The sequence below is a fragment of the Variovorax sp. V213 genome, assembly GCF_041154455.1.
Lineage (GTDB): Bacteria > Pseudomonadota > Gammaproteobacteria > Burkholderiales > Burkholderiaceae_C > Variovorax.
The window spans coordinates 4,188,238-4,205,939 of sequence record NZ_AP028664.1 but is presented as its reverse complement, the minus strand read 5'-3'; the positions used below and the strand labels follow the sequence as shown (position 1 = coordinate 4,205,939).

The following is a 17,702-nucleotide window of genomic DNA, read 5'->3' as shown; positions in this document are numbered from 1 at the left end:
CGCATTGCCGATTGCGGCCCCTAGCCCCACGAAGGAAGCTTCTGCAACGCATCGTTGGGACGGCCCACAATGTCGACACCAGTGATGCCGGCGCCGCCCGGCAAGAGGTTGACGTCGCAAATGACTTCCCAGGCATGGCTTTCGGTGCGCCGTGCAAGGCACACTTCCTCGCCGGCGGCAAGGAGATCGGCGCACTCGCCCACGCTGATGCGCTGTGCCGTGCCAAGGGCGAACTCTGTCGACCCGAACTCCTTCTCCACAACCGGGTGAATGGCGACGAGATCGATCTTTTCGTCTTTGAAGTGGACAGCGGTAATTGCATGCTGGGACATCTTCGACCTCCATTCAAGGAGAGCCCCAAGGTGGCTGCGGCGGCTGCCAGCAACCCGTGGGCTCGATCATCGACTGTACGCCTGCTCCCGCTTGCTCGCACTCGGCAACCGAACCCGATCAGGAGGTGGGCTGGCCGTTGCCAGTGAGCAGCAACTTCGTTTCGATGCCGTAGAGCGCAAGCATGCCCAGCACGTGCCCGATGGCGACGCCCGGTTCACCCGCTTCGATTCGCGCAACCGTCTGGACATGCACACCCAGTCGGGCGGCCGCTGCGGCCTGGCCTTCACCGGCATTGGTACGCGCCAGCCTGGCCGCCGCACCCATGTGCTTGATCGCCTGAAGGGCGCCGCTGTCGATGTCCGCCGAGATGCGTTTGCCTTGGGCCATCGGGATATTGTCGCTGCACAATCCGGGCCATGCCTCGAACCTTGCCCGACGCCGGGCCCGTGCCTTACTGGCTCTACCTCCTGGAATGCGAAGGCGGCGTGTACTACACGGGGATTGCGCTCGACGTGGAGCAGCGCTTCTTTCAGCATGTCTTCGGACTGGGCGCCAAGTTCACGCGCGCGCGTCCTCCGTTGCGTGTGCTCGCAGCCCGCGCATACCCCGACAAGGGGGCTGCGCTGCGGGCGGAAATCAGGGTCAAGGCATTGCCTCGCTCCCGCAAGCTTGCCTTCTTCGAAGCCCTGTCGTGACGCGCCGGATTCGAGTCCTGCCACCCCTGCGTTCCAGAGAAATACGCGATTGACCGACTGCGCTTTCGCCTGAAATTCGCTAGGCTTTGCAAGCGAGCGATCCCATCGAGCGCGGAGACAACGCGATGAGCCAGGGCGCATCTCTTCGTCTGCATGTGCCGGAGCCCACCGGGCGGCCGGGGCACGAGACCGATTTTTCCTACCTCCACTTGTCGCGTGCCGGCGAGGTGCGAAAGCCTCCGATCGACGCGTTGCCGGCCGACACCGGCGATCTGGCCTACACGCTGGTGCGCGTGCTCGACGACGAGGGCCGCGCGGTCGGCCCGTGGGCGCCGGAGGCCGACCCTGAACTGCTGCGCCGCGGCCTGCGCGCGATGATGAAGACGCGCGCCTTCGACGCCCGCATGCTGATCGCGCAGCGGCAGAAGAAGATCTCGTTCTACATCCAGTGCCTCGGCGAGGAGGCCATCGCGACCGGCCACGCGCTCGCGCTGCAGCAGGGCGACATGTGCTTTCCCACCTACCGCCAGCAGGGCCTGCTGCTGGCGCGCGAGGACGTGACGATGGTGGAGATGATCTGCGAGCTGATGTCCAACGAGCGCGACCCGCTCAAGGGGCGGCAGCTGCCGGTGTGCTATTCGATGAAGCGGGCCGGCTTCTTCTCGATCTCGGGCAACCTGGCCACGCAGTTCATCCAGGCGGTGGGCTGGGGCATGGCTTCGGCGATCAAGGGCGACACGCGCATCGCCTCGGGATGGATCGGCGACGGCGCCACGGCCGAGTCCGATTTCCACACCGCGCTGACGTTCGCCCACGTGTACCGCGCGCCGGTGATCCTCAACGTGGTCAACAACCAGTGGGCGATCTCGACCTTCCAGGCCATTGCCGGCGGCGAGGCCACCACCTTCGCGGCGCGCGGCGTGGGGTGCGGCATCGCCTCGCTGCGCGTCGATGGCAACGACTTCCTTGCCGTGCTGGCCGCCTCGCGCTGGGCCGCGCAGCGCGCCCGCGGCAACCTCGGGCCGACGCTGATCGAATGGGTGACCTACCGCGCCGGCGCGCATTCGACCTCGGACGATCCCTCGCGCTACCGGCCCGCCGACGACTGGGCGCACTTTCCGCTGGGCGATCCGATCCCTCGCCTCGCGCAGCACCTGACGGCGATCGGCGCCTGGTCGCAGCAGGAGCACGACCAGACACGCGCAGACCTGGAGGCGCAGGTGAACGCCGCGCTGAAGGAGGCCGAGCGATTCGGCTCCATGGCCGACGGCCACGTTGCCGGCGCCGCGACCATGTTCGAGGACGTCTACAAGGACATGCCCGAACACTTGAAGCGGCAGCGCGAACAGCTGGCATCGGAGGGATGAGGGCGATGGCTTCGATGACCATGATCCAGGCCCTGCGCTCCGCCATGGACGTGATGCTCGAGCGCGACGACAACGTGATCATCTATGGCCAGGACGTGGGCTACTTCGGCGGCGTGTTCCGCTGCACCGAAGGCCTGCAGGCCAAGTACGGCCGCTCGCGCGTGTTCGACGCGCCGATCAACGAGGGCGGCATCGTCGGCTCTGCCGTCGGCATGGGCGCCTACGGCCTGCGTCCGGTGGTGGAGGTGCAGTTCGCCGACTATGTCTATCCGGCCTATGACCAGATCGTCTCCGAGGCGGCACGCCTGCGCTATCGCTCGGCGGGCGATTTCACCGCGCCGATCACCATCCGCATGCCCTGTGGCGGCGGCATCTACGGCGGCCAGACGCACAGCCAGAGCCCCGAGGTGCTGTTCACGCACGTCTGCGGGCTGCGCACGGTGATGCCCTCCAATCCGCGCGATGCCAAGGGCCTGCTGATCGCCTCGATCGAGAACGACGACCCCGTCATCTTTCTGGAGCCCAAGCGGCTGTACAACGGCCCCTTCGACGGCCACCACGACCGGCCGCTGGTGTCCTGGTCGGCCCATCCGCTGGGCGAGGTGCCCGAGGGGTACTACACGGTGCCGCTGGAATCGGCTACCGTGTTCCGCCCCGGCGCCGACCTGACGGTGATCAGCTACGGCACCATGGTCTTCGTCTCGGAAGCGGCCGCGCAAGAGACCGGCATCGATGCCGAGATCATCGACCTGCGCAGCCTGTGGCCGCTGGACCTGGAGACGCTCGTGGCCTCGGTGAAGAAGACCGGCCGCTGCGTGATCGTGCACGAGGCCACGCGCACCAGCGGCTTCGGCGCCGAGCTGGCGGCGCTGGTGCAGGAGCACTGCTTTCATTACCTGGAGGCGCCGATCGGGCGCGTGGCCGGCTGGGACACGCCCTATCCGCATGCGCAGGAATGGGCCTACTTCCCGGGCCCGGCACGCGTCGGCGCCGCATTCCGGCGCGCCATGGAGAACTGAATGGCCACGCATGCAATCAAGGTGCCGGACCTCGGCGAAGGAATTGCCGAGGTGGAGCTGGTGGCGTGGCGCGTGCAGCCCGGCGACACGGTGGCCGAAGACCAGGTGCTGGCCGATGTGATGACCGACAAGGCCACCGTCGAAATCCCCTCGCCGGTCGCCGGCAAGGTGCTTGCGCTCGGCGGTGAAGTGGGGCGGCAGATGGCGGTGGGCGCGGAGTTGATCCGGATCGACGTGGTGGACCACGGCGGGGCGGAGGCGATACGGGACACGCCAGCACCCGCACCAGCACCAGCACCAGCACCAGCACCAGCACCAGCCGAGCGCGCGCTCCCATCGGCCGGCAAGCCGCTCGCCTCGCCCGCTGTGCGCCATCGCGCCGCGGTCCTCGGCATCGATCTCCAGCAGGTGCCGGGCAGCGGCGCGGAGGGCCGCATCCTGCACGAGGACCTCGATGCCTGGCTGGTGCGGCGGCCCGGTCCGCAGGCGCCGAGTGCGGCGCGCCCTGCAGAGCGCAACGACGAGGAGGCGGTGCCCGTGACCGGCGTGCGCCGCCGCATCGCGCAGCGCATGCAGGATGCGATGCGCCGCATCCCGCACTTCACCTACGTCGAGGAGGTCGACGTGACCGAGCTGGAGCTGCTGCGCGCTCGGATCAACGAGCGCTGGGGCGCCGAGCGGGCGCACCTGACGCTGCTTCCGCTGCTGGTGCGTGCGGTCGTGCTGGCGGTGCCGCGCTTCCCGCAGGTCAATGCCCGATTCGACGACGAAAAGGGTGTGCTCACGCGCCACGGCGCGGTGCACCTCGGCATCGCGACCCAGACCCCGGCCGGCCTCATGGTGCCGGTGCTGCGCCACGCGGAAGCACGCGACCTCTGGTCCAGTGCAACCGAGATCGCACGCCTGGCCGATGCCGCGCGCGCCGGCCGGGCCACGCGCGACGAACTTAGCGGCTCGACCATCACGCTCACCAGCCTGGGCGCGCTGGGCGGCATCGCCTCCACGCCGATCATCAACTCGCCCGAAGTGGCGATCATCGGCGTCAACCGCATCGTGCTGCGCCCGGTGATGCAAGGCGGCGCGGTGGTCGCGCGCCGCATGATGAACCTGTCCTCCTCATTCGATCACCGCGTGGTCGACGGCCAGCTGGCGGCTGAATTCATTCAGGCCGTGCGGGCTTCGCTCGAATGCCCCGCGCTGCTTTTTGTCGAGTGAGAGTCGAGTGAGAGAGGTCGTGAATCCAGGCATTGGCACCGGCTGCCGCGACAATCGAAGGCTCCTTGCAATGAATGCCTCCATGCCTCCCGATCAGTTCACCGATTCAGCCCAGCCGACGCCTCACGATTCCGACGCGCACAGCGCGGCCAAGGCCGGCCGCCTGCGCGCGGAAGCCGACAAGCTCGAGGCATTCTGTGTCGTCGTTCGCGCCGCTTCGGCCGCGGCCGATCACGCCGCGTTTGTCGAGGTCAGCCGCGCAGCGTCCCAGGCGCTGCATGCCAAGTTCGGCGGTGGCTCGATCACTTCGGTGTTCACGTGGTTGACCGGACGCGAGGGAAGCGCCGCGCTGGAAAGCGTTCTCGCCGGCGAGGTGGCGCTGGCCGGGCCGCTTTCCATCCAGCAGGTCGTCGAAGCGGTGGAACTGGCAAAAACGGCGGAGCTTCTGCGCCAGAAGCGCTGAAGGAGCACCGCCCGTTCGTCCGCCGCGGTTCAACCTGGCAAGGCAAGGGCCTTGCAGGAAGCAGCGATCAACGCAATGCCGAGCTGAGCGAGCGGGCCGCCTCCAGATGCGAGCGCAGCGTCGGCAGCGTCTTGCCTGCCCAGGCCCTCAACTCGGGGTCGCGGGCCTCGCGGCTCGCACGCTCGAAGAGCGCGATGTCCGTTTGGTGGTCTTCGATACCCACAAGCCGGATGTACGTGCGATCGAACTCGTCTCCCGGTGCCGAAGCCAGCCGGTCCAGCTTGGCGTACTTGCCACGCGGCAGCACCCCGGGCAGCCGCATTCCCCTGTCGCGCACCAGGGCCCTGAGTTCGTTGTTGGCGCGTGTGTGGTGGTCGACGAGCATCTGCGCATACCCTCGCACCTCGGGGCTGGCCGCGCGGTACATGGCCAACCGCGAGGCCTGGATTTCGTAGCGGCCATTGCCCACCGCCGCGGTGATGAACTGCGGGTCTTGAAGGCCGCTCGTCCGCGCCGCGCCCGCGGTGCCGGCGCGCGCCACGGGCTCCGGCGGCGCCGCGCACCCCGCGGCGAGCGTCGCCATGCCAACGAGCATGAGTGCGCGCAGAAGGGTTTCGAGCGTTTTCATGGTTCTCCTTGTCAGCCCGCAATGCGAGCCTTCTCGGCGAGACGCAGAAAATCTAAGCCAGGCTCGCCACCTGCCCTGTCGGACGGTAGCTGCATCTGTGGCCTGACAACCACTCGTGGTTGCAGCACTTCGCTCACTGCGCAGGGCAGGGACGCACCTCAGGGCTTCCGGTGCTTCAGAAAGCCCGGCGCGTTCTCGCCCTTGCCGGGCTGTGCTTCGTCGCCGGCCGTGTCTTCCGCGTTCGTCGGCTCATCCAGCTCGAGGTCCTTCGCGCGCACCTCGGCTTCGAGCGGCAGCCCCGATGCCGGCTGGCGCGTCACCGGATCCGTTGGTATGGTGGGCGCTTGTTTCCGATTCATGTCTGGTGCTCCTGTTGATCGCCAGTGCTCATCCTCTGCCACAGGGCTGTCCGGGCTATCGGACGGAATGAGCACGCGGTGCAGGCGATGTCCTGCGCAGCGTCTGGTAACAGCGCCCGCGAGCCAGCGGTGAAAATCCATCGATGCATCCAACCAGTCCCCCCTTTCCGCGTTCCGGCAGGTTCGCGCTCCTGGCTGCATCCGCGGCCACGGCTGCGCTGCTGGCAGGCTGCGCGTCCCCTCCATCGACACCGGCCGCGTCAGGCGCGAAGCCGACGGAATCGACAACTGGTGCACGGCCCGCAACCGCGCCCGCTGTGCCAGGGCAGGCGGCCCCGGACGACGCGGCCATCGAACAGCGGTTCGCAAAATGGGTGGCAGATTTCCGCGCCACCGCGCGTGCGCAAGGCATCGGCGAGGCGACGCTGCGAAGCGCGTTCGACCAGGTCCAGTACCTGCCGCGCGTCGTCGAACTGGACCGCGCCCAGCCCGAATTCACGCGCACCGTCTGGGACTATCTCGACAACGCCGTCACGCCCCAACGCGTGGCGACCGGCCAGGACAAGTTGCAGCAGGTTCGCGCCGAAGCCGATGCGGCCACCGCGCGCTACGGCGTACCGCCCGCAGTGGTAGTCGCCATCTGGGGCATGGAGAGCAACTACGGCGGAAACTACGGCAATACCCCGGTCATCGATGCGCTGGCAACGCTCGGCTTCGAAGGGCGGCGCGAAGACTGGGCACGCCGCGAGTTGCTTGCGGCGCTGAAGATTCTCGGCAGCGGCGACATCGCGCGCGACCGGATGATCGGCTCCTGGGCCGGTGCCATGGGCCAGACCCAGTTCCTGCCGTCCAACTTCCTCGCCTATGCGGTGGATGCCGACGGTGACGGTCGGCGCGACATCTGGGGCAGCATGGCCGACGTCGTGGCCTCGACCGCGAACTTTCTCTCTCGTTCGGGCTGGCAGGCCGGCGTGCCCTGGGGCGTGGAGGTGCGGTTGCCGGCGGGCTTCGACTACGGCCGCGCCGACATGGCCGTGCGCCAGTCCAGCGCCCAATGGGCGGCCGAGGGGTTGCGCGCCATCGACGACCAGCCGCTGCCCGAGCTTGCCGACGCCAGCATCTTGCTGCCCGCGGGCGCCCGCGGCCCGGCCTTTTTGGTCGGGCCCAACTTTCGCGTTGTTCTGCGCTACAACAACTCGACCAACTATGCGCTCGCGGTAAGCCTTCTGGCGCAGCGCCTGGGCGGTGGGCCGGGCGTGCAGTCGCCCTGGCCAAGAGACTCGGCGGCGCTTTCGCGCAGCCAGATGGTCGAGCTGCAGACCGCGCTCAGCCAGCGCGGCTTTGCCACTGGTGCGGCCGATGGTGTGATGGGCCCCGCCACGCGCGATGGGCTGCGCCGCTACCAGCGCAGCGTCGGCCTGCCCGCGGACGGGTATCCGAGCACGGAGCTGCTGCAGCGCCTGCAACAGCCGTAGCGCGCCCGCCCGCGCGTTCCACGCCCGTTAAACTGGGGCCGGGTGCGGAGCCGCTTGTCTTCCATGCGGCGCCGCAGGTTCATGCGATGGTCGGGCCGCCTCGCGGACCCGCCACGCCCATCCCATGCAAGAACCCGTCATCCAGTACATCGCCGCAGCCATTTTTGCCGCGGCCCTCGTCCATACCTTTGCCGTCAAGCAGTTCGAACGGCTGTCGCATCGCTATCCACGCCACGCCGGCCTGTTCCACCTGCTCGGCGAGGTTGAAGTCGTCTTCGGGTTCTGGGCCATCGTGCTCGTGCTGGCGATGGGCCTGGTGATCGGCGGCGACAGCGCGCTCGGCTATGCGGAGTCGCGCAACTACACCGAACCGCTGTTCGTTTTCGTCGTGATGGTGGTGGCTGCCTCCCGGCCCGTGCTGCGCACGGTCATGTCGGGTGTTGGCATCGTCGCCCGGGTGCTGCCGCTGCCGACGCCCGTTGCCGCGGCATGGCTCGGGCTTGCGGCTGTTCCGCTGCTGGGCTCGCTGGTCACGGAGCCCGCAGCCATGACGATCGCGGCGCTGATGCTCGCACCCCAGATCTTCAGGCCGCAGGTGCCCGAAGCGGTGAAGTACCTGGCCCTTGGTGTGCTGTTCGTCAACGTGTCGATCGGCGGCACCCTCACGTCCTATGCCGCGCCGCCGGTGCTGATGGTGGCCTCGACCTGGCAGTGGGACAGCGCCTTCATGCTCGCCACCTTCGGCTGGAAGGCCGCCGTGGCCGTTGTCGTCAATGCCACCATGGCCACCTTCGTGCTGCGCAAGCATCTGGCTCCCGCGCCGTCGCAAACGGAGCCCGGCCTGCACGAGGTGCCCGTGCCGGTGACCGTGGCCCTGACGCACCTCGTGTTGCTCGCAGGCATCGTGCTGTTCGCCCATCATCCGGTGGCATTCCTCGGCCTGTTCCTGATGTTCCTCGGCTTCACCCAGGCCTATGAGCGCCACCAGAGTCCATTGATCATCAAGGAAGCGCTCCTCGTCGGATTCTTTCTTGCCGGCCTGGTGGTGCTCGGCGGCATGCAGCGCTGGTGGCTGGAGCCGGTCGTCTCGAGTCTGGAGCCGCTGGCCCTGTTCTTCGGTTCGCTCGGCCTGACAGCCATCACCGACAACGCAGCGCTCACCTACCTGGGCTCGCTGATCGCGACCATTTCGGACGAGTCGAAATACATGCTCGTGGCCGGCGCGGTGGCCGGCGGCGGACTGACGGTGATTGCCAACGCGCCCAATCCCGCCGGCGTCGCGCTGCTGAAGCACGGCTTCTCCGACGAAACCATCGGCGCCGGCGGGTTGCTGCTGGGCGCGCTCGGTCCCACACTCGTGGCCGCCGCGGCATTCATGCTTTTGTAGCGGGCGCGCGCTGCGCGCGGAACCAAAGGAGACAAGAACATGCACACGTTCTCTCGCGCGGGCCTGGCTGCAGGCGCGATGCTCGTGGCCCTGGCCATCGGCGGCTGCTCCTTGCACGGAAACGCCGTTTCCAGCAGCGCCAGGGGGGAGCCACCGCCCACCGATTGCCGCGCGTGGGTGGGTACCGACCGCAACCAGGAACTGCCCGGCTACCGGCTGCCGCAGTCCAACGGCCGGACCGTGTGCGTACCGCTCGGCGTCACCGCCCATCGTCCGCCTGCGGGGTATGCCGGAGGCGACTACTACGTCGAAGAGTTCACCGATGCGCGCCTGAAGGAGCGCTGGCGCACCTGCAAGGCCGACGCCGCCTGCTTTGCGCGCATCGACGCGCAGATGCAGCGCTGGCTGCCGCCGAACAAGGCGCGCTCGACCCGAACGACCGGCATGGTCGATCCTTCGGGAAAGATCGATCCGGACGGCGCCGTCGATCTGCGGCAGATCCGCCGTCCGGCGTTCTTCGCCAAAGCGCCCTACGAGGAAGGCATTGCGCGCGCCGATGCCAGCACTTTCGTGGTCGAGTTCACCGTGCCGCGCGACACCTTCGAGCGCATCGACCTGAAGATGGCCGAGCCGGTCAAGCTGCGCGGCTGGTACATCGAAGGCCGCGGCGTCGACGACGGCAAGGGCGGCAAGACGCGCGCGCTGGTGGTCATGGCGCCGGGCGGCGGCGGGCAGCTCACGGCGATTCAGCACCCCGATGAAAAGGTCTACCGCATCGACCCGGCCACGGGCAGGACGGTGGACATCAGGTTTCCGAACGCCACCACGGAGACCATGGGCCAGCGCTGGTGGCGCGAGAACCTCGATGCGCTCAACCAGGCGGGCTTCGACGTGCTGGCCTACGACCGGCGCGGCGAGGGCATCTCGGGTGGCTTCAGCGACACCCACACGCTGGAGCAGGGCGAGGACGTCTTCCGCGTGCTGGCGCAGTTCGATACGGGAAGCGGCCTGCGGCTTCTCACGCCAGACGGCCGCGTGCTCGAAGGCCACGACGCCGCCGGCAGGCTGCTGGGCGGCATGGCGTCGACGCGCATTCCCATCCTGCTCGGCGGCTATTCGCGCGGCTCGATGTCGACCGCATGGGCCATGGCCAAGAATTTCTCGGGCTCGTGCAGCTACGACATGCCGGTGCCCGAATGCTCCCCGCCCAAAGGGCTCTCGAACATCAAGGGCGCCATCCTGTTGTCTTCGTTTGCCAGCGGCGCGGGCTACCTGCCTGCGTCGCCCGACCTGGCCGACCGCAACCTGTTTCTCGGAGGCATGGCGGCGGACCATCACATCCTTTTCTATCCCAACTCGGCACCCCTGGCCGGCATGCACAAGTGGCCGGCCGCATTCTTCGGCAAGGGCCTGTGGGACCGCGCGGAAACACTGGAAGGCACCGTGGCCGCCTACGACCGTATCCGTGGCGCGCGTGAAGTCGTGGTGGCCCGTGCGCCCCATTCGATCGAGACCTGGCCCGAAAGGGACAGGCAGTACCTGCGCGAGCGGATGGTTGCCTTCGCCAAGGTGGCCATCACGGGCGGCACCACGGTGCCGGGCGCAAAGCCGTGGTCCAACCTCAAGGAACTGGTCGCGACCACGCCCGATTCGTGGGAGCCCTCGTCCAGGCCGAAGACAGTCGATGGGTCGCCTTGACTTTTCCTCCGGCATATTGGATATTTATTCCGATATCATGGATGAACAAGCCCCAACCCTGAATGAACGCATCGCGCAGCGCGTGCGAGACCTGCGCGCCGACCGCGGCCTTTCGCTCGATGCGCTGGCTGCGCATTGCGGCGTCAGCCGCTCGATGATCTCGCTCATCGAGCGCGGCGAAAGCAGTCCGACGGCGGTGCTGCTCGAGAAGCTCGCAACAGGCCTCGGCGTTCCGTTGGCCTCGTTGTTCGAGGCACCTCGGCCTGTGCCTGGGCCGGTATCGCGGCTGGCCGATCAGCCGCAATGGCGGGATCCGCATTCCGGCTACGTGCGCCGGAACGTGTCGCCGAGCGGCGCCGCATCACCCATCCACATCGTCGAAGTTCTGTTTCCGCCCAAGGCGCGCGTGGCCTATGAAACCGGCGCGCGGGAACCCCAGGTTCATCAGCAAGTGTGGGTGCTCGAAGGAACCATCGAAATCACGGTCGGCAACGATCACTACCGCCTGGACGGGGGCGACTGCCTGGCGCTGGTGCTCGACCGCCCCATGAGCTACTACAACCCCACCAGGCAGATTGCGCGCTATGCCGTCGTTATCGCAACCTCGCCCTCTTCGTGGAGATGACATGACGTTCGACCTTGCAACCCCTGTGCCACGCGTTCGCATCCTTTCCGACTTCGCCGACGCGCAGCTCCGGCAGCTGGCCGACGTGCTCATCGATTGCGTCGAAGGCGGCGCGTCGGTCAGCTTCATGCTGCCGCTGACCCCCGAGCGCGCACTGGCGTTCTGGCAACGCGTGGCCGAAGGCGTGTCACGCGGCGAGCGCGCGCTACTGGTGGCCGAAGACGCGCAGGGCATCGTCGGAACCGTGCAGCTCGTGCTCGAACTGCCGGAAAACCAGCCGCATCGCGGCGAGGTGGCGAAGTTGCTCGTGCACCGGCGCGCCAGGCGCCAGGGCATGGGTGCGCTGCTCATGCAGGCCGCCGAGCAGCTCGCCCGCCAACGCGCAAAGACCTTGCTCGTGCTCGACACGTCGGGCGCCGAGGCCGAACGGCTCTATGGCCGCCTCGGCTGGACGCGCCTCGGCGTGATCCCGGGCTTTGCGTTGCTGCCGGACGGCGGGCTGTGCGACACCACTTACTTCTATCGCTCGCTGGCCTAGGGCGTGGCGCCAAAGGTGCGGTCGTCCGGGATTTGCGGACGCGGCGCAGCCTGTCATCATTCGCGGCTGCATGACCCAAGAACCGACGCCCCCCATGGATCTGTTGAACCGCGCCAGGCAGGTCCTGGCGGGCCCGGACGGCACGCTGCAGTGCCAGCCCGCCACGCCCGAGGCCGGCTGCGTGGTGTTCATTGCCCTGGGCGACGGCATGAGCCGCGCACGCGTGGCCGTGGGCCGCGGGGGCAGCGCCGAGGAGGCTTGGCGCGAGGCATGCGATGCGGCGCTCGCGCTCGTCCAGCGCATCGGCATGCGGCCTGGCCGCGTGCGCGTGGAGCTCGTCGAACAGGTCGAGGCCATGACCTGGGGCACGCTGAAGGCCCGCCTCTCGCGAACCAAGCGCAACTACTTCAGCCAGGGCGTGTCGTTCGATGCGAGGTTCGACGCGGCGCTGCTCGCACAAGAGATCAACGGCAGCGCCATCTTCTACAACGGCACCGTGGAACACGCGGAGCCCAACCCCGGCAACCTGCGCCTCCATGCCAAGAGGCGCTTCGGCGCCGAGTCCGATTTTCCGTCCGACGATGCGGCGCCGGTGTGGTGCTTCATCACGCGCGGTGCCTACGCCGATGCCGAGGGGGCCTGGCCGCTCACGGCCACGGGGCAGGCCGCGGGCTATCGCACGCTGCCCGACTGGAACGCGGGCCAGGTGCGCCGCCTCGTCGACACCGCGAGCGAGTATCTCGCCGCGCAGGTCAAGCCCACGGGCGAGTTCCACTACGGCTGGTTTCCGTGCTTCGACCGCGCGATTCCCACCTACAACACCCTGCGCCACGCCAGCTCGACCTATGCGCTGCTCGAAGCCTGGGAGCTGACCCGCAGCGATACCCAAAAGGCTGCCATCGACCGTTCGCTGGGCTTCCTGACGGCACGGCTCATCCGACAGGTCGAGCTGCCCGACGGCACGCGCGCGGCCTACCTGCTGGACGTCGGCAATGAGATCAAGCTCGGCGGCAACGCGGTGTGCCTGCTGGCCTTCGTCAAATACACCGAGCTCACCGGAGATACGCAATACCTGCCGCTGATGGCGCAACTGGCGCTTGGCATCCAGGCCATGCAGGACCCGGCGAGCGGGCGCTTCGTCCACGTGCTCAACCACCCGGCGCTCGACGTGAAGGATGCGTTCCGCGTGATCTACTACGACGGGGAAGCGGCCTTCGGCCTCATGCGCCTGTACGGGCTCACGCGCGATCCGCGCTGGCTCGCGGTCGTCGAGAAAGCCTTCGACCATTTCATTGCCGCGGAGCACTGGCGCGCGCACGACCACTGGTTGAGCTATTGCGTGAACGAGCTCACGCGCCATCGGCCCGAGACGCGCTACTACCGCTTCGGCCTGCAGAACGTGGCCGACTACCTGGACTTCGTGCTCGAGCGCATCACCACCTTTCCGACGCTGCTGGAACTGATGATGGCCGCGCGCGACATGGTGGCGCGGCTCGCTGCCGACCCCGCGCTGCGGCCCCTGCTCGAGGGCTTCGACCGCGACAAGTTCGACCGCGCGCTGGAGCATCGCGCGCGCTACCTGGCCAACGGCTACTTCTGGCCCGAGCTGGCGATGTTCTTTCGCAACCCCGACCGTGTTGCCGGCTCGTTCTTCATCAAGCACCACAGCTTTCGCGTGCGCATCGACGACGTGGAGCACTATCTCTCGGGCTATGTGGCCTACCTCAAGTTCATGCAAGCGCGGGAGAACGAAGACCCCCACAAGTGTGCCGCGCATGCGGACGAAAAGGCGGCCGCATCGGTGGTGGCATGGGGTGGCGACGTCAACCTGGGCCGCAGGCAGCACTACCGCACGCGGCAACTCGGCGTGGCGTCGGTGCTCGGCGGCGTGCCGGTGCTGGCCGAGGCGGACCTGCGCATCGTCAATCTGGAGTGCGTGGTTGCCAGTCGGGGCGAGCAGGGAGTGCCCAAGGGCGAGGCCGGTCCGCACTACTACCGCGCACGGCCCGAGATGTTGCGCCTGCTCACCGAGGCCGGCATCGACGTGGTCGCCACCGCCAACAACCACAGCGGCGACTACGGCGCCGAGGCACTCGCGGAGCAGGCCGCGCTGCTCGACGCCGCCGGCATCGGGCATGCAGGTTCGGGTCCGAACCTGGACGCCGCGCTCACGCCCGTGCTGCGGCGCGCAGGGCGCCTGAACGTGGCGCTTTTCGCCCTCGACGCCACCCAGCCGCGCTTTGCCGCGGGCAAGGCCACGGCCGGCAATGCGTACCTGCCGCTGTCATCGCCCTCGGAGTGGGCGGCGTGCCTCGCACCCCGCATCGCCGCCGCGCGCGAAAAGGCGCATGTGGTGCTGGTGGCGGTGCATTGGGGAAAGAACCGGGAGCCTTGCCCTGGCACCGAAGAGATTGCCGTCGGCCGTGCCATCATCGAGGCCGGCGCCGACGCGGTGCTGGGTGCGTCGGCGCACGTGCTGCAGGGCGTAGAGATCCACAATGGCCGGCCCATCATCCATGACGCCGGCGATCTCCTGTTCGACGCCATCAGCCGCAGCAGCAAGGACAGCGACGAAAGCGGCGTGTTCTCGCTGCACCTGGGCGTCGACGGCGTGCGGCGCGTGGTGTTCACGCCGATCGCAACGGGCTTCGGCCATACGGCGCAGCTCGAAGGCGAGCGCGCGGTGGCGGCGGCCAGCCGCTTCTTGCAGAAATCCGCGGCACTCGGATCGGACTTCACGTGCGCGCCCAGCGGCCAGTGCACGCTCGACCTGCTTCCGCCCGCCAGGAAGCCGAAGGCATTGCCGGCGCTGCCGCAGGTGGCTCGCAGGCCCGAGGCTGTCCAGCCCGTGCAACAGCCGCGCGAGGAATGGCTTGTTTCGGCGGTGCCACCCGGGGCGGCGCTCGAACAGCCCCTGTCGTTGGGGCCGCTGCGGCTGCTCGGCGTGCGGGCCGCGCCAGCAGCCATGGCAGGCCGCGGCATGCTGTACGTCGAGACCTTCTGGCAGATCGACGAGGCCATCGACACCGACTGGCGCCTCGACATTCGTGCCGTGCCGGCAGCGCCGGCCACCATGCCGCCCTGGGGCCTCGCAATGGACCACGACCCCTGCGACTGGATGTGGCCCACCAGCCGCTGGCAGCCGGGCCGCATCTATCGCGACTTCCATGGCCTGCGGCCACCCGCAGCCAGACTGCTGCACGACGCGCAGCTTCGGCTCGAGATCGGCCTGGCCAGCGATGCCGGGCCCATCGAACGGATCGGCGTGCCGCGGCCTGTTTCGTTCGCGGTCCGGTCCCATCGGGATGCACGGCCGCCCGCGCCGCGCTACCGCGTGACGCCGCCCGATGCGCTGCCACCCGACCTGCCCGACGAACCAGGGCAGACCTGGAATGCCGCGCAGCTGGCGGCGGTGACCGGGGGCACCTGGCTGGTCGAACCGCCGCCCGGCTGGTTCGTGCGTTCGGTGCCGCGCGGAGAAAAGTTTCTGCGTCTGCTGCCCGGGCCGGCGCTGTTCGCTGTCTCGGACGCAAAGACGCGGGCACTGCACGAACGCTATGCCAAGCCCCAGGGCCCACAAACGCCGGACTGGTCCGAGCATCTGGTGCGGCTGCAGCCGCGCCTGGCGGGCGCGATGCTGAGCAAGCCCGTCGACGGGCTCGATCCGAAGCTCCCGGTGCTGCGGGTCGACGATCCGATCCAGGCGCTCATCGAACTGGGCGCCGCGGCGCGTCAGCGCTTGCGGGGCCGCGTGGTGGCCGTCACGGGGAGCGCCGGCAAGACCTCGGTGTGCCAGATGCTGGCCCAGGCGTTCTCGTCGTCGCTGCGCGTCTTTTCGACCGTCGACAACTACAACTCGCGCGTGGGCATGCTCGCCATGCTGGCCAACGTTCCGGCTGCGACCGACCTTGTGATTCTTGAAGCCGCCGTGAGCGGCATCAACGCGCCGGAATTCCAGAACATCAAGCTGGTCCAGCCCGACCTCGCCATCATCACCAACGTTGGCGCATCGCACCTGGGCAAGGGCCAGACGGCCCGCGACATTGCACGGCGCAAGGCCAATATCTTCGAAGGCATGCGCCCGGGTGCCCATGCCGTGCTGTGCACCGAGAGCGATCACTTCGACCATCTGCTGGAAAGGGCACGGGCCAAGGGGCTCGAGGTGCTGACGTACGGAGAGGCCGCCTCGGCGGACATCCGGCTCGAAGCGCACGATCCGCTTTCGGGCCGAATCACGGCCCGCTGCGAGGGCCGGACCTTCGAGTATTCGCTTGCCGCGAAAGGCCGCCACATGGCGCTGAACAGCCTGGCGTGCTTTGCCGTGGCGCGGGCGTTGGCGCTCGACGATGCCGCCGTCCCTTCGCAACTGGCAGCGTTTGCAGCCCTGCCGGGGCGCGGCCAGCTCGAGGCGTTCCCAATCGAGGGTGGGGTATTCCGGCTCGTCGACGAGTCCTACAACGCCAATCCGCTGTCCATGGCATCGGCCTTGGCGATGGTCGCCCAGGAACCATGCACCGCCGGCCGAAAGATATTGGTGCTGGGCGACATGCTGGAGCTTGGCAGCGGCGCGGCTGAATACCATGGGGCGCTCGTGGCACCCATCGCCCGATGCGAACCTGCGCTCGTCTTCCTGTTCGGCCCCCGGATGAGCGCACTGCGAGAGCGCATTGCGCTTGCGTTGCCGCCCGCGTCGCTGGTCCATGCGCCGGGCACGCTGGAGGAACTCGAGCGGACCCTGATCGATTCGATTCGGTCCGACGACCTGGTTCTGGCCAAGGCTTCCAATGGCATGCAGCTCTGGCAGATCGTGCGCAACCTGGCCAGCCGGAAGCAAGAGCCGCGGCAGCGCCATGCAACGCCGCCGTTGCCATTGCCACCGGCCGTCGTCATCCGCCGGGCGGGAACGGCGGCATGAGGCGCAAGAGCACCACGGCCCACGGAACCGTAGGCGCGACGGCCGGACGCTGGAGGCTGGTTCTTCTCGCGCTGCTGGCGCTGGCGCAGACCGCGTGCGCGCAACGCGGCGGCCTGGAGCCGCAGGCTCCCCCGTTTGCGGCCGAAGGCGCAACGCTGCAATGGAACCAGCCCGCCGTGCGCGCCAACTGCCCCGACCGCGCCGGCTACCTCTGGGTGCAGCCTGTCGAAGGGCCGGCCTGCATCCGCTACTTCGCGAGCAGCGACATCGACGGCGCGCGCATGGCCATCGTGCAGTTTTCGGGCGACCGCGACGGCGTCATGAACCAGGCGCCCGAACGCATTCCGGGCAACACCGAAGCCCTGCGCATGCTGGACGCCCAGCGCAGCCGCGATCGCGCGGGCGTGCCGTGGGTCTTCGTGGCACGGCCCGGAACCTATGGGTCCTCGGGCGATCACCGCAAGCGGCGGGAGCTGGCCGAGTTCCACGCGCTCGATGCCGCGCTCGATGCGCTGGTGCAGCGGCACCGGATCCAGCGCATCGTGATCCTGGGCCACAGCGGCGGCGCGACCGCGGGCGCGGCGCTCCTCACGCTCGGCCGCACGCGCATCGCCTGCGCGGTGCTGACCTCCGGCGCCTACGGCCTTTTGGAGCGCGCACGCCGGCTGGGGCAATCGCGCGACGGCCGCAGCGACACCACCGGCAGCACGCAGTTCTACGATCCGCTCGACCACGTCGGCGGCATTGCGAGCGATCCGACGCGGCGCATCGTACTGATCGGCAACCGGGACGACAGGAACACGCCCTTCGACTTGCAGGAGCGGTTTGCCGATGCGGTCGCCAAGGCCGGCCATCGCGTGGACGTCAAGACCCACGCGGCCGAGCCGCCGCAGAATCACGACCTCAAGGACCGCATCGGCTTGCAGACCGCGTCGCTGTGCGCACGCGAAGCGATGTTTCAATAACGACAGAGACCCTCAAGACA

At 68.4% G+C, this 17,702-nt stretch carries 16 protein-coding genes; 12 read left to right on the top strand and 4 right to left on the bottom strand.

What is annotated here, in order from left to right:
• Positions 1-20: 20 nt before the first annotated feature.
• Together ACAM55_RS19975 and ACAM55_RS19970 are read right to left on the bottom strand one after the other, a co-directional pair.
• Complete coding sequence (locus tag ACAM55_RS19975; RefSeq protein WP_369653206.1) at positions 21-332, bottom strand: hypothetical protein; 312 nt, start codon at positions 330-332, stop codon at positions 21-23.
• 118 nt (positions 333-450) lie between these two features.
• Positions 451-720 carry a helix-turn-helix domain-containing protein gene (locus ACAM55_RS19970; RefSeq protein ID WP_369653205.1) on the bottom strand — a complete coding sequence of 90 codons (270 nt, stop codon included), beginning with the start codon at positions 718-720 and terminating at the stop codon, positions 451-453.
• A gap of 29 nt (positions 721-749) precedes the next feature.
• Here ACAM55_RS19970 and ACAM55_RS19965 point away from each other — a divergent pair, with 29 nt between their 5' ends.
• The 5 genes from ACAM55_RS19965 to ACAM55_RS19945 all read left to right on the top strand — a co-directional run bounded on the left by ACAM55_RS19965 (position 750) and on the right by ACAM55_RS19945 (position 5,092).
• Entirely contained in the window at positions 750-1,028 is a 279-nt protein-coding gene (locus ACAM55_RS19965) for a GIY-YIG nuclease family protein (RefSeq protein WP_369653204.1), read from the top strand.
• A 125-nt stretch (positions 1,029-1,153) separates the two neighbouring features.
• A complete protein-coding gene (locus ACAM55_RS19960) occupies positions 1,154-2,395 on the top strand; it encodes a 3-methyl-2-oxobutanoate dehydrogenase (2-methylpropanoyl-transferring) subunit alpha (protein WP_369653203.1) in 1,242 nt (413 codons plus the stop codon).
• Between the two features lie 5 nt (positions 2,396-2,400).
• Positions 2,401-3,414, top strand: coding sequence for an alpha-ketoacid dehydrogenase subunit beta (locus ACAM55_RS19955; protein ID WP_369653202.1), 1,014 nt, complete (start codon positions 2,401-2,403; stop codon positions 3,412-3,414).
• Entirely contained in the window at positions 3,415-4,629 is a 1,215-nt protein-coding gene (locus tag ACAM55_RS19950) for a dihydrolipoamide acetyltransferase family protein (RefSeq protein WP_369653201.1), read from the top strand. It begins immediately after the preceding gene.
• 70 nt (positions 4,630-4,699) lie between these two features.
• Positions 4,700-5,092: a hypothetical protein gene (locus ACAM55_RS19945; protein WP_369653200.1), complete on the top strand. Its 393-nt coding sequence runs from the start codon at positions 4,700-4,702 to the stop codon at positions 5,090-5,092.
• Positions 5,093-5,159: 67 nt separating this feature from the next.
• Here the strand turns inward: ACAM55_RS19945 and ACAM55_RS19940 are convergent, their stop codons facing one another.
• Both ACAM55_RS19940 and ACAM55_RS19935 read right to left on the bottom strand, forming a co-directional pair.
• Positions 5,160-5,720: a DUF4142 domain-containing protein gene (locus ACAM55_RS19940; RefSeq protein ID WP_369653199.1), complete on the bottom strand. Its 561-nt coding sequence runs from the start codon at positions 5,718-5,720 to the stop codon at positions 5,160-5,162.
• 158 nt (positions 5,721-5,878) lie between these two features.
• On the bottom strand, positions 5,879-6,079 hold the full coding sequence (locus ACAM55_RS19935) for a hypothetical protein (RefSeq protein WP_369653198.1): 201 nt from the start codon (positions 6,077-6,079) through the stop codon (positions 5,879-5,881).
• A gap of 143 nt (positions 6,080-6,222) precedes the next feature.
• Between ACAM55_RS19935 and ACAM55_RS19930 the strand changes: the two genes are divergently transcribed.
• The 7 genes from ACAM55_RS19930 (at position 6,223) to ACAM55_RS19900 (ending at position 17,682) form a co-directional block, all read left to right on the top strand.
• A complete protein-coding gene (locus ACAM55_RS19930) occupies positions 6,223-7,554 on the top strand; it encodes a lytic murein transglycosylase (protein ID WP_369653197.1) in 1,332 nt (443 codons plus the stop codon).
• 124 nt (positions 7,555-7,678) lie between these two features.
• The gene (locus ACAM55_RS19925) at positions 7,679-8,941 is read left to right on the top strand and encodes a putative Na+/H+ antiporter (RefSeq protein WP_369653196.1); all 1,263 of its coding nucleotides are present in this window, start codon (positions 7,679-7,681) and stop codon (positions 8,939-8,941) included.
• A 39-nt stretch (positions 8,942-8,980) separates the two neighbouring features.
• On the top strand, positions 8,981-10,639 hold the full coding sequence (locus ACAM55_RS19920; RefSeq protein ID WP_369653195.1) for an alpha/beta fold hydrolase: 1,659 nt from the start codon (positions 8,981-8,983) through the stop codon (positions 10,637-10,639).
• 37 nt (positions 10,640-10,676) lie between these two features.
• Positions 10,677-11,264, top strand: coding sequence for a helix-turn-helix domain-containing protein (locus tag ACAM55_RS19915; protein WP_369653194.1), 588 nt, complete (start codon positions 10,677-10,679; stop codon positions 11,262-11,264).
• Position 11,265: 1 nt separating this feature from the next.
• Complete coding sequence (locus ACAM55_RS19910) at positions 11,266-11,802, top strand: N-acetyltransferase family protein (protein WP_369653193.1); 537 nt, start codon at positions 11,266-11,268, stop codon at positions 11,800-11,802.
• 94 nt (positions 11,803-11,896) lie between these two features.
• Entirely contained in the window at positions 11,897-16,717 is a 4,821-nt protein-coding gene (locus ACAM55_RS19905) for a CapA family protein (protein ID WP_369653192.1), read from the top strand.
• Positions 16,714-17,682: a hypothetical protein gene (locus tag ACAM55_RS19900; protein ID WP_369653191.1), complete on the top strand. Its 969-nt coding sequence runs from the start codon at positions 16,714-16,716 to the stop codon at positions 17,680-17,682. The genes ACAM55_RS19905 and ACAM55_RS19900 overlap by 4 nt, the downstream gene beginning before the upstream one ends.
• Positions 17,683-17,702: the final 20 nt, after the last annotated feature.

Coding starts and splice junctions, on each gene's coding strand:
- ACAM55_RS19975 (WP_369653206.1), bottom strand. CDS start 332: ATGTCCCAGCATGCAATTACCGCTGTCCACTTCAAAGACGAAAAGATC.
- ACAM55_RS19970 (WP_369653205.1), bottom strand. CDS start 720: ATGGCCCAAGGCAAACGCATCTCGGCGGACATCGACAGCGGCGCCCTT.
- ACAM55_RS19965 (WP_369653204.1), top strand. CDS start 750: ATGCCTCGAACCTTGCCCGACGCCGGGCCCGTGCCTTACTGGCTCTAC.
- ACAM55_RS19960 (WP_369653203.1), top strand. CDS start 1,154: ATGAGCCAGGGCGCATCTCTTCGTCTGCATGTGCCGGAGCCCACCGGG.
- ACAM55_RS19955 (WP_369653202.1), top strand. CDS start 2,401: ATGGCTTCGATGACCATGATCCAGGCCCTGCGCTCCGCCATGGACGTG.
- ACAM55_RS19950 (WP_369653201.1), top strand. CDS start 3,415: ATGGCCACGCATGCAATCAAGGTGCCGGACCTCGGCGAAGGAATTGCC.
- ACAM55_RS19945 (WP_369653200.1), top strand. CDS start 4,700: ATGAATGCCTCCATGCCTCCCGATCAGTTCACCGATTCAGCCCAGCCG.
- ACAM55_RS19940 (WP_369653199.1), bottom strand. CDS start 5,720: ATGAAAACGCTCGAAACCCTTCTGCGCGCACTCATGCTCGTTGGCATG.
- ACAM55_RS19935 (WP_369653198.1), bottom strand. CDS start 6,079: ATGAATCGGAAACAAGCGCCCACCATACCAACGGATCCGGTGACGCGC.
- ACAM55_RS19930 (WP_369653197.1), top strand. CDS start 6,223: ATGCATCCAACCAGTCCCCCCTTTCCGCGTTCCGGCAGGTTCGCGCTC.
- ACAM55_RS19925 (WP_369653196.1), top strand. CDS start 7,679: ATGCAAGAACCCGTCATCCAGTACATCGCCGCAGCCATTTTTGCCGCG.
- ACAM55_RS19920 (WP_369653195.1), top strand. CDS start 8,981: ATGCACACGTTCTCTCGCGCGGGCCTGGCTGCAGGCGCGATGCTCGTG.
- ACAM55_RS19915 (WP_369653194.1), top strand. CDS start 10,677: ATGGATGAACAAGCCCCAACCCTGAATGAACGCATCGCGCAGCGCGTG.
- ACAM55_RS19910 (WP_369653193.1), top strand. CDS start 11,266: ATGACGTTCGACCTTGCAACCCCTGTGCCACGCGTTCGCATCCTTTCC.
- ACAM55_RS19905 (WP_369653192.1), top strand. CDS start 11,897: ATGGATCTGTTGAACCGCGCCAGGCAGGTCCTGGCGGGCCCGGACGGC.
- ACAM55_RS19900 (WP_369653191.1), top strand. CDS start 16,714: ATGAGGCGCAAGAGCACCACGGCCCACGGAACCGTAGGCGCGACGGCC.